Annotated in this window: 8 protein-coding genes and 1 pseudogene; 3 read left to right on the top strand and 6 right to left on the bottom strand. The window is 71.3% G+C overall.

The genetic code is table 11. The features are described 5' to 3' along the window. Position 1: 1 nt before the first annotated feature. Both AB0C59_RS07700 and AB0C59_RS07695 read left to right on the top strand, forming a co-directional pair. Positions 2 to 574, top strand: coding sequence for a hypothetical protein (locus tag AB0C59_RS07700; RefSeq protein WP_363001687.1), 573 nt, complete (start codon positions 2 to 4; stop codon positions 572 to 574). Positions 575 to 687: 113 nt separating this feature from the next. Continuing rightward, positions 688 to 1,001, top strand: a pseudogene (locus AB0C59_RS07695) (IS1380 family transposase); the annotation flags it as partial. A 306-nt stretch (positions 1,002 to 1,307) separates the two neighbouring features. Here AB0C59_RS07695 and AB0C59_RS07690 read toward each other — a convergent pair. Next, positions 1,308 to 2,201: a CPBP family glutamic-type intramembrane protease gene (locus tag AB0C59_RS07690; protein WP_363001685.1), complete on the bottom strand. Its 894-nt coding sequence runs from the start codon at positions 2,199 to 2,201 to the stop codon at positions 1,308 to 1,310. Between the two features lie 385 nt (positions 2,202 to 2,586). Here AB0C59_RS07690 and AB0C59_RS07685 point away from each other — a divergent pair, with 385 nt between their 5' ends. Further along, a complete protein-coding gene (locus tag AB0C59_RS07685) occupies positions 2,587 to 2,976 on the top strand; it encodes a hypothetical protein (protein ID WP_363001683.1) in 390 nt (129 codons plus the stop codon). 155 nt (positions 2,977 to 3,131) lie between these two features. Here AB0C59_RS07685 and AB0C59_RS07680 read toward each other — a convergent pair whose 3' ends face one another. The 5 genes from AB0C59_RS07680 to AB0C59_RS07660 form a co-directional block, all read right to left on the bottom strand. Further along, entirely contained in the window at positions 3,132 to 3,560 is a 429-nt protein-coding gene (locus tag AB0C59_RS07680) for a hypothetical protein (RefSeq protein WP_363001681.1), read from the bottom strand. 173 nt (positions 3,561 to 3,733) lie between these two features. Next, positions 3,734 to 5,803, bottom strand: a complete 2,070-nt coding sequence (locus AB0C59_RS07675) for a PIG-L family deacetylase (RefSeq protein WP_363001679.1) — start codon at positions 5,801 to 5,803, stop codon at positions 3,734 to 3,736. 64 nt (positions 5,804 to 5,867) lie between these two features. Continuing rightward, positions 5,868 to 6,992, bottom strand: a complete 1,125-nt coding sequence (locus AB0C59_RS07670; protein ID WP_363001677.1) for an acyltransferase — start codon at positions 6,990 to 6,992, stop codon at positions 5,868 to 5,870. Beyond that, complete coding sequence (locus AB0C59_RS07665) at positions 6,985 to 9,867, bottom strand: stealth conserved region 3 domain-containing protein (RefSeq protein ID WP_363001675.1); 2,883 nt, start codon at positions 9,865 to 9,867, stop codon at positions 6,985 to 6,987. Before AB0C59_RS07665 ends, AB0C59_RS07670 begins: the two co-directional genes overlap by 8 nt. Further along, entirely contained in the window at positions 9,864 to 10,874 is a 1,011-nt protein-coding gene (locus AB0C59_RS07660; protein ID WP_363001673.1) for a hypothetical protein, read from the bottom strand. Before AB0C59_RS07660 ends, AB0C59_RS07665 begins: the two co-directional genes overlap by 4 nt. Positions 10,875 to 10,912 lie beyond the last annotated feature (38 nt).

The following is a 10,912-nucleotide window of genomic DNA, read 5'->3' as shown; positions in this document are numbered from 1 at the left end:
AGTGGGAGACGGATTTATTCGCTGGTACCGTGAGGCGGGTGCCGAGTCGGTCTTTTCCGATCAGGTGACTGCATTCAATCAGCACGGCGTGACTCTCGAGCACCCCACGACCAAGGTCGCCACGGTGGTCAACGTCGACGGCGATGACGTTCCCGTCGATTTTGATGTACTCGACCAACTCGTTGGGCTCAGGCTTCCGTCCATCAGCATCAATTGGTGGATCACGGCGGATGTCAATGTCGTTGACTCGTATGCATGTGAACCGCTTGGCTGCGAAGTCCAGACATTCTGGGTGGATGGCTTGAGGCTTGAACAGATCAAGGCGTTCAGTTCTGCCGTCATGTCGACCGTGTCTCGAGTGTCGACACCTACCCGCGCGCTTGTGTGCGACTATCGCGGAATCACCGACGCCGATGACTGGGATTCAGTAGTCCTGTACGGTGGTGTGGAAATTCCAGGGTATGTCGACCTGTTGCTTCTGGGTGAAGAGCCTTCGCAGCGGATCCTTTCAAATTCGACACGGCTGCGGGGTGCAGTGGCGGGAGACTCCCTGACGAGAGTGACAGCGACCTGACTGCGTACCAGGTGAAGTTCCGCGAAGCGTGACGAACGAGGCCCCTGAGCTGTTGGTTGGGATATCTGATATCTAATCCAACAGTTACTCGGGTCTCGTTCGTCATTACGACGTCTGGGCCGGCCGTGTTCGGGCCAGTGGCCTTCGACTCGATGGTCTCCCGCCTGGTTGGCCAGTTGGCGTCGGGCGGCAAGCGGATTTTGGCCGCGCTCCGCAGCGCCCGCGCCGAAGTGCGCGCACCCGTATGGCGGTTGGCCGGGGATGCGGCGTCGGACGCACGTGAGCAGGTGCTCGTGGACCTCGAGGCATCCTCGTCCTGGCGCACTCCAGGAAGCATGACGCCGCCGCGACCTGGAAGGAGACGTTCGGGCACCACCCGCTGATGGGATTCGTCGACCACGGCCGCGGCGGGCCTGGCGAGCCGGTCGGGGGCTGCTGCGGCCCACTCGGCGGACGGCCCGCTGGTCCCGGATGTCACTCGACCGTGACGTTCGGATCTGCACTGCTTGTGGGACCGACGAAGCCGTTCGGGAAGCCACCGAACAGACGCCAGTTCCACCGGCCGTTCAACGACAGGGACGTCTTCGCGACTAACCTCGGTTTCACGCCTAGCACTGCCGAGGCGCCCCCACGCCCTCCACGCCGAACCCCCGCAGGATCCCTCGTTCGGCCCCCGCCCCGTAGCCCCTCAAGGTGTACGCCCCTGCCTGGGTCGGGGAGTTGACCGGGGTGTTCAGGAGCCGCGGCGTGTGATGCGGCCGCAGGCCAGGAAGCCGGCGGTGGCGACCAGTACGTAGGCCGGGATGAGCAGCGCCGCGTGCGGTGTCGTCTGCTCCGCGGACCAGCCCGCGGCACGGTCGGTGCCCTGCAGCGCGATCCGGTTCACCGTCAGGAAGGTGAGGTGAGCTCCGATCGCGGTCCACAACGGCGCGCCTGCCCGTGCGGTTCTCGCAGCGGCGAGCATCAGTCCGAACACGGTCAGCAGGATGAGGTAGTCGACCGGGTTCTGCCCGTCCGGGGCCGGTCCCACCGGCCCCGGTTCCTCGCCGATCAGCCGCGCCACTCCGGCATGCACCAGCGAGGCGACTCCCGGTACCGGCAGGAAGACCGCCGTCGTGCCCAGGGCAGAGGCGGTGGCGCCGAAGCGCTCGTGCAGCGAGGTCCAGGTGTAGCCGCGCAGGGTCGCTTCCTCCGGCAGGGCTTCGAGCAGGAGGGCGACCGCGGTGTTGGAGAGGAGGAATCCGGCGAGGGACGCGAGGTCGGGCCGCCCCCAACGCAGCATGCCGCCGGCCGTGCCCGCGCCCAGAACGAGCGCCGCCGCCGCGGCCGTGACCCCCGCACCGGTGAGGAACGCTCGCGCACTGCGGGCCGCACTGCCGAATCCGAGGGAGCCGGGGCGTGCGAGGCGGACGATCAGCGGTACGGCCAGCGCGGTGACGAACGCCGCCGGGATCAGCCGTGCGGGCAGGCCGTCGACACCGGCGGCATGCGCCAGGGCAGGGCCGAGTGCGGTGCCCGTGCCGAGTGCCACGGCCATGACCAGGCCACCGCCCAGTGCCCGGGCCAGGGCCCCGTACCGTGCGGGTGCGGGTGCCGAGGTTGGCGCGCGGAGACGAAGGACGGACACGATCCCTCCCGGTTCGGGGCTTGTCGAGGAGCACGGGGCACTCCCGGGCGCCGCCGCCTGGGCTCCGCCTCGGGACCTGTCCAGTCTCGGCCGCCGGTTCCGCCGTGTTCTCGTAGAGGAGGATGAACCGCCCGTCATCCTTTGATGGAGCGTGCCAATGCTGTGCGTACGCGAAGGAGCCAGGCTGTCGTGAGACTCGTGGGGGACAAGGAGGTGCCGCCCATGACCTCGGGCACCCCGAGGAGGCTCTGGCCATTGTCCGCCAGAACGTCGAGCAGATGCGGCACGGGCCGTTCTGACCGTGCCTGTGGCGGCCGGCCGTACTCAGGGGCGGTTGAGTACGCGTGCTCTGGGCGGTGCTGCGGTGGACCGGCAGGCTCGTCGTATGAGAACAGCACTGTGGAAGCCCGTGTCCGAGACGGCGGCGCTCGTCGCCCTGGCCGCGCTGGCGGTCGGGGCGTGGGCCGGCTGGATGGGCTGGGATCAGCGGCGTGACGCGCACCCCGACGGGACGACGACCGGCCCGTACGGGGCGTGGCAGATCGCCGGACTGGTACTGACGCTGCTGGTCCCGGTGTGCTGGGCGGCGTGGCGCCGGCATGTCGTGGCCGCCGTGGCCGGTACCACGGCCGGGCTGACAGCCGCCGCCTTCTACGACTGGTCGGACGACTCCAGCGGCCTCTTCGTCATCGGGGTCGGGCTGGTCATGCTGGGCTGCCTCGCCGCGACCGGCGTCGTCTGCGCGGTGGTCGCCTCCGTGCGGCGGAGCCGATGAGGGGGCGGGGTCGTCAGATGTGAGGGTCGCTCGACGGCCGCGGCGTGCGGTGGTCCGTTCGCTGACGGCGGTGGCGACCGGGGGTGCGTGGTGACGCGTCGGGGCGGCGCCCGGGTCGGGTGCCGCCCCGACGCGAGGGTGTCAGTGGCGTCGGGTCACAGGACGACGACGGCCGTCTGGTCGGCGGTGCTGTAGCCGTCACGGTCGAAGTAGTAGACGGCGACCTTGACCTTGTCCCCCTTGGCGAGGTGCGTCCCTCCCACCGGGTGCAGGGTCACCTTCGTGGTGTGGTCGCCGTAGTCGCAGACGAGCTTGTTCTCCCTGAGGATGCCCGCGGCGACGGCTCCGTCCGTCTTGCCGCCGATGGCCGTCGCGTTGGCCACGAGCTCCGTGCCCAGGTCCGGGTCGCAGGAGTAGGTGAGCTGCACCTGCACGTCCGGGCTCTGGAGCGACACGCGGTTGATGGTGAGCGCGTTCGCCTTGGCCGCGGCCGAGGGCGCGGTCGCCAGGACGCCCGCGCCGACGGTGAGAGCGGTGAGCGTGGTGACGGCGAGGCGGCGCCGCAGCGTGGTCGACTTCTTCATGGGTTTTCCTTCCCCCCTGCGTGGTCGCCCTTGGTCTGAGGTGTGGAGATGTCTCCAACGGGGCGGGCGGCCACGGCGGTTGATCGATGTGCGAGAGGGGGAGGATATGTGATCTTCACAAGATATGGGTAAATGTGTGCCCTTGCGAACCGGTTCGAACCGGCCCCGCGCGTTCACGCCGTCGGGCGGCACTCCGGGACGTGATGCGTGACCCACCCGGGGACCGCGGGTTCGCCGTGGGCGTCGGACGGGTCGAGGGTGAGGGTGCGCAGACAGGTCTGGGGGTCGATGTGGGCGACGACCAGGCGGCCGTGGGCGTCCAGGGCGGTGGCCGGGGTGTGCACGAAGGGGCCGCCTCCGAGGGGCGTCCAGCGCGTGTGGACCGGGGTGCCGTCCAGGGGCTGGACGCACAGGCTCAGGCCCCCCTCGTCCGTGCGCTGGACCAGGGCGACCTGGCCGGAGGGCAGCACGGTGTGGGCGAGGGGGCCGAAGCCCGGTGTGGTGGCGACGAGGTCGGGCTGGGTGGTCCAGGCGCCGTCCGGCCGGTCCTGGTGGTGGGCGACGAGCCAGCCGGTGCCGGGTTGGCGGGAGAACATCAGCAGACGGCCGTCCGGCTGCTCGACCAGGGTCGCGGGGGCCGCGGGAGCCGGGAGCTGGGTGCCGTAATCACGGACGAAGTCCACACCGGGGGCGGACTGGTGCCAGCGCAGCATGCCCATGTCCCGGTTGCTGCTGGTGGCGTACAGCTCGACGCTGCCGTCGCGCCGGGTGAGCGCGGACAGGCCCTCCAGGACCCCGCCCTTGAGGTCGCTCCACGGCCCCCACTCACCGTCGGTGAACAGGCGCCCGCTGAGCCCGGAGCCGTAGTTGCGCAGGGCGAGGTGAACGCCCTTGCCCGAGGCGGTGAGCACCGGCATGCCCAGGGAGCGGCGGCGGGCCTCGTGCGGCGCGGAGGCGGCGTAGGGGCTACGGAGGTCGGTCCAGGTGCCGAACGGGCCGCTCGCGCCGTCCTGGGTGAGGTGCATGAGGTCGCGCTGCTGGTGCTCGGGGGAGGGGCCGACCGCTGCCCGCATCCCGAGGACGTGGATACGGCCGTCCGCGTCGCGCGTCACGTCGAGGCGGGGCAGGAAGCGTCCGTCGCCGTCCGGGACGCGACCGAGCGGCGCCGGACCCGACCAGCTGTCGCCGCCCGGCCGGTCCTGGGTCCACACCACCGGCCGGCCGCCGAGCACGGTGAACGCGGCCAGCCGGCCGTCGGCCAGCTGCTGGAGCCAGCTGGTGCTGGTCTGCCAGCGGTAGTTGGTGCTCTGCCCGTAGAAGCGGTTGTACGCCCGGTCGCCCAGCGGCCTGTCCCCGCACAGCCCCGGCGGCTGCTCGCAGTCGTGGCCGTCCTCACCGCCGTAGACCGTCAGGTAGGAGAACTTGCGGGCTGCCTGCTGGGGGCTGAGGGTGCGGGGGCGCAGCTTGTTGCAGTACCCGACGTAGCTCTCGACGGCCGCCGGCCGCCGCCGCCCGGACTTCTCGTGCCTCTCCAGCGCCGCCATGGCGAACAGCGCCGTGGCGGTGTGGTCGGGGTTGTCGCAGTAGGTGATGCCGCCGCTCGCCTTGTCGACGGCGGTCCACTGCGGGTCGGGGTCCATGATGCGCACGACGGACGGCTCGTGGCGCCGCAGCACCTCGGCCAGCACGTCGATGACGGCGTCCCGGGTCAGCGACTGGCCGTCCTCGCGGGCGGGGAGAGGGCTGGAGGTCGGACGCAGGGTGGCGATCCTGGCGCTGGACTTCCGCCACAGGGCCGCGAGGTTCGCCTCCGGGGCGCCTCGACCGGTGCGCAGGTTGAGGAAGATCAGGGTGATGCGGCCGTCCTCGAGGGTGCTGATCTCCGCTGTCAGGTCGCCGATCCGCGTGGTGGAACGCTCCCAGGGCGCCCGGCGGTCACCCGTGACCATGAAGGCGTAGGCGGCGCGGATGCCGTGCTGGCGGGCGGCGGTGTAGCCGGGGAAGTCCGGCGTCGCGTCCTTGCGGGCCGGATCGTCCATGGCCAGGTTGACGCCGTCCGCCTCGCCCGTGGTCAGGTAGACGCTGACCTGGGGTGTTCCGGCCTCCACGGCCTCCCACAGGTCCGGTGTCATGAAGTACAGATCGTCGTCGGTGTGGGCGCAGATCTGGACATGGGGTGCCACGCCTGTGGGCGGGCGCCGGCCCGGGAGCGAGACGGCGGAGAGGCGATTGAACAGACGCATGGCCTGGGGGACCTTCCACAACGGGTAGAGCGGGGAGAGACGTACGGGGATCCGGCGGCCCGGATCAGAGCTGGGCGAGGCCGTGCTTCAGGCGCCGCCCCAGCGGGCGTTCCACGAAGCGGTGCACCAGCCAGGCGGCCGCCAGCATGCCGGTGACCACCAGGGCGAGCAGCGCGTAGGTGGGCATGCGGCCGTCCAGGAGGGAGAACAGCTCGCGGCCGATGACCTGGTGCAGCAGGTACAGCGGGTAGGTGAGGGCGCCCGCGTAGCTCAGCCATCGCCATCTGATGAAGGAGAGGTCCTTGGTGGCGACGAGCGCCATGACCCCGAAGCTCGCGGCGATGATGAGGACCACCGGCCAGGACGGGACCGCGTGGCCCATGTACGTGGCGGTGTTCTTCCACGTGTTCAGCGCGAAGGGCAGCGAGGAGCAGAAGCACAGCAGGACCACGCCCCACAGCATCAGGTTCGGGCGGAACCGGTGCATGAGGTAGAGCGCGATGCCGGCGATGAAGTACCAGCTGTCGTCCGGCATGATCAGCACCCTGATCGGATCGTCGACCGGGGCCCGGGCGTAGAGCACGCTGGCCGCCGCCCAGACGCAGGCGAACAGCAGCACACGGCGGTAGGTCAGGCCCCACCAGGCGACGACGGCGAACAGCAGATAGAACCGCAGCTCCGCGAAGAGCGACCAGTAGGCACCGTCCACGTGCTCGACGCCGAACGCTTCCTGAAGCATCGTCAGGTTGGTGAGGACGTCGCTCCAGCGCGGCCTGGAGGCGCCGCCGGGAATCACCGCGACGGTCACCGTGGTGGCGACGACCGCGAACCAGTAGGCCGGATACAGCCGCACCACCCGCGAGACGAAGAACTCCCGCAGCGACTTGCCCCAGCAGCTCATGCAGATGACGAAGCCGCTGATCAGGAAGAAGAGCTGGACGCCCAGCCAGCCGTAGGCGGCGAACGGGAAGGCCGTCGGGAAGACCGCCTTGACGTCCGTGTGCCAGCCGCCGCCGCGGGCCATGTAGTGGTACGACAGCACGGCGAGCGCGGCGATCAGCCGCAGCGCGTCCAACAGGTAGATGCGTCGGGGGCGTTCACCGGCGGCCCGGCCGGTCCGGGCGGCCCGGTCCTCCCGCGGCTCCCGGACCTCACGCGTCCCGCCGTCATGGATGTTCTGGTCAAGCACGTCCCTGGTCCCCGCTCCGCTCGAAGCCCTGCCCGCCGGATCGCTCGAACCGCGAGGGCACCGGGAAGTACGCGTTGAGGAAGGCCCTCAGCACGCGGTCCTGTTCGTCGGTGGGGACCTCGGCGTCCGCGGACTCGCCGATGCAGAACACGCTGTGGCTGCGGCTGGCCAGCAGGCGGCTCAGACGGGTGTGGTGGTCGTAGCGGCCGACGTTGATGAAGGTGCTGGAGATGGTGGAGGGCTGCGCCCGGCCGGTCAGGTAGCCGTAGTGGTGGTGCAGCGAGGACGGCACGGACAGGTCGGTGTTCGCCCGGAAGGTCCCGGACGCCGTGGCGGCGACCTCCGTCGCGTACGCCTCCTCGATCTCGGCGAGCACACTGCGCCGCAGCGGGTGCGGGGTGTGCAGGAAGCCGTGGGTCGCCGTGCGCGCGAAGTCCCGCTGCAGCAGAGCCCGGTTGTTCTTGGCGGCGGCGAAGTAGCCCTCGTCCTCCGGGGACGGCGGCACGGGCGGGATCGCGGTCGGCGACCAGAAGCAGCGGCTGTTGCCGCCCGCGGTGAAGAAGGCCTGCGGGGTGACGGGGCGGCCCAGGAAGACGTCGTCGTTGAAGTAGAGGAAGTGCTCCGACAGGCCCTCGATTCGGTGCAGTTGGCTCTCGATGGCGTGGGAGTTGAACGTCGGCAGCCAGCTCGGGTCGCGGAAGATGTCGCGGTGGCTGACGACCTTGATGCCCGGCTGGGTCGTGTCCAGCCAGTGGGGGGTCTGGTCGTCGGTGACGAGGTAGATGTCGCGCACCCAGGGGGCGTACATCGCGAGCGAGCGCAGCGAGAAGCGCAGCTCGTCGCGGTTGCGGAACCGCACGTCGCCGCTGTCGGCCGCCTCGGACGCCTCGTCGAGGATGCCCGCGGCCTTCTTCGCGGTGTCGCGCCGCTCACGCCAGGCGGGGTCCGTGTCGTCGACCCAGGTGTAGACGACGTCGACGGGGAAGTCGATGTCCCCCATGAGGCGTTCGGTGAACGCAGCCGCCGTGGGATGCTCGCGCTCGCCGACGCGCAGTCGCGCGGTGGGCTTCAGGTCGGGCAGGCAGGGCCCGACCAGGGTGGTGCCGCGGGGCGCCCTGCGCCAGCCGGGCAGTTCGTCGCTCTCGTCGTTCTCGGCCCAGAACTCGATCTGGCAGCCGTAGGCGGGGCCGTAGCGCAGGGTGCGGCTCTGCGTGGTCACCGGCTTGAACACCCGCAGTCCCATCACCTCGCCGACCGTCCGCAGCCGTTCGGCCAGCACCGCGCCGGGCGCCACGCCCTTGGGCGTGATCAGCTCGGCGTAGACGGGCTTGGCGTGGAGCTCGGTGGCCAGCGCGTCGAGCACTCGCTCGCGGTGCTCCACCTCGACGGCGAGACGGTGGGTGGCGGAGCCGTCGCGCAGCATCAGGTAGGGCACGTCGTGCGCGGTCAGCGCGTCGGTCACGACGTCGAGGTTCAGCTCCGCCATGCGTGCGGCGGGGATGTCGTCCCGCACCTCGGCGAGCCGGCCGGCGCTGCGGACGAGGCCGCCCGTCCGGTCCTGCGCCTGGAGCAGGACCTCCCGGGCCTTCTGCTCGTCGGTGGAGGCCGCGAGCAGGGTGACGGGGGCGGCGACGTTGAAGTGGCGGCTTCCCCCGAAGGCGGCCCGGCGGGCCATGCGGTCCGCGCGGTCCGTGCCGCGGGCGGCCGAGCCCCGGCGGGCCGTCAGCCGGGTGAAGAGGTCCTCCCACTGCGCGGTGATCCGCTGTGCCGAGAACCTGTCCCGGACACCGGTGCGCCCGGCCTCGCCGTAGGAGCGGCGCAGCGCGTCGTCGGCCATCAGCCGGGACATGGCCTCGGCGAGGGCCTCCTTGTCCCCGGCGGGCACGAGCAGGCCGTCGACGCCGTGGCGGATGATCTCCGCGGGGCCGGTGACGATGTCGTACGCGACGATGGGCAGTCCGGCGGCCATCATCTCCAGCAGGACGAGCGGGAACGCCTCGTTGCGGGAGGGCAGCACGGCCAGGCCGGCCTTGGCCCACTCGCTGGTCATCTGGTCGCTCTGGCCCAGCAGGTGGACCCGGTCGTGCAGGTTCAGCCCGTCGACCATGCGGCGCAGGCGCACCTCCTGCGGCCCGTCGCCGAAGACGCGCATGGTCCAGTCGGGGTGCTCCTCGGCCAGGGACGCGAACGCCTCGATGGCATGGTCGAGCTGCTTCTCCGGCGTCATGCGGGCGGCCAGCACGATCGTCTTGTTCGTGAGGTCCGAGCGCGGCCGGAAGCCGTCCGGGACGGCGTTGGGTATCGCGGCCAGGACCGGCGCGGTCGCGCCGAGGGAGTCGGCGAACCACTCGCTGGTGCGTTCGGTCAGCGAGACCAGCGCGTCGACGGCGGGCGCGTACATCAGCAGGGGCTCGCCGGTGACCCCGCGCAGCTGGGAGGCGCGGTGCTCCTGGTGGACGGTGACGACGTCCCAGGGCACCAGTTCGGCCGCGGCGGCCATGAGCGCCGGAGTCGTGGTGATCAGCACGTCGGTGTCCAGGGTCGACAGGGCCGACGTCATCTCGATGTCGGAGAGCCGGTCGAACGTGGACTCCCACTCGGGCTTGATGATCTCGCTCGGGAGCGAGGTCAGGACGGCGCAGGTCGTCTCGTCCAGGGTGCTGGCGCGCACCGGCCGGCCGACCTCGCCGGTGCGGTCCACGAGGTAGCGGCGCGGCACCGCGCGGCCTGCTTCGAAGAAGGGCTCGTCGCGGGTCTTGAAGACGCTGAGCACCTCCACCTCGTGGCGTCCCGCGAGGTGGGCCGCCTGGGTGTAGACGGCCATCTCCGTTCCGCCCATCCCGTCCGCCCAGGTGAGCAGAAAGGTGATCTTCATCGGGTGCCGTCCTCGATCGTGGTGATGATGGTGCAGTTCACGGTGGCCTTGCCGGCTCCGGTGAGGTGGGGGTGGACGCGCAGCAGCGTGCCGTCCTCCAGGGCGAGCGTGCGGAACGTGGTGCGCAGGACCTTGTGCGGGTTCCTGACGTCGGTCAGCCGGCGGCCGATGTCCAGGGTCGTACGGCCGTGCCGCAGCCGCAGGTCCCAGCGCTGCGCCGCCTTCCTGCCCTCGGCCATGGCCCCGGTCATGGCGGAGAACGGCACGTCGAAGGTGAAGCGGTCGCCCTGCCAGTCGGTCCAGACCGGGACGGCGGCGCCCCCGGCCCGGGGGACCGCCTCGGCGGTGAAGGACGCGGGCGGGACGGCGGTCGCGATCAGCCGGCCGCGGACGGTGACACGGTCCCAGCGCACGGTGAAGCCCGTCAGCTCGGCCTGGGCGCGGGGCGCGGTGACCTTGAGCATGGCGAGGCCGTCGAGCGAGCGCATGACCCGGAACACGGCGCCGGAGCCGCCGCTCGGGCTGGAGGCGAGCGTGGGCCCGGTCGAGACGGGGGCGGGCGGGGCCAGGACGGCGAACCGCCGCGCGGTGCCCGAGCGGTGCACGAGGACGACGGTCAGCTGCCACAGGCCGTCGCCCACGTCGAGGCCGGGGCGCTCGGGTCCGTCATGGCGGGGGTGGCGCAGCGCGGTGGTGGCCGTCAGCAGGGTGGGGCCCTCCCACTGGGGCTCCACCTCCAGGGGCACCCGGCGTGACTCGTTGCGCCGCTCCACCTGGAGATACGCCTCTTCCGGCGCCTCGGCGCCGGGGGGCAGGGGGACCGCGATGTTCAGCGTCCCGCCGCCGATCACCGAGAGGTGGATCGGGCGCAGGCTCGGCCGGCCGCGCCCCGAGCCGCCGAACGCGGGGACGGTGCGCAGCTGCTCCATGCCGCGGCGGGCCCGTCCGGCGGTACGGCGGGCGCTCGCCGCGATCGTCACGGCGTGGGACAACAGGGCTTGGCTCATGACGCTCGGTCACCTCGGGCCGGGGCGGGATGGGATGC

Origin of the sequence: Streptomyces sp. NPDC048664 (assembly GCF_040650555.1) — a bacterium.
Taxonomy (GTDB): Bacteria; Actinomycetota; Actinomycetes; order Streptomycetales; family Streptomycetaceae; genus Streptomyces.
The sequence above is the reverse complement of the archived record's forward strand: the minus strand, read 5'-3'. Positions and strand labels throughout refer to the sequence as shown.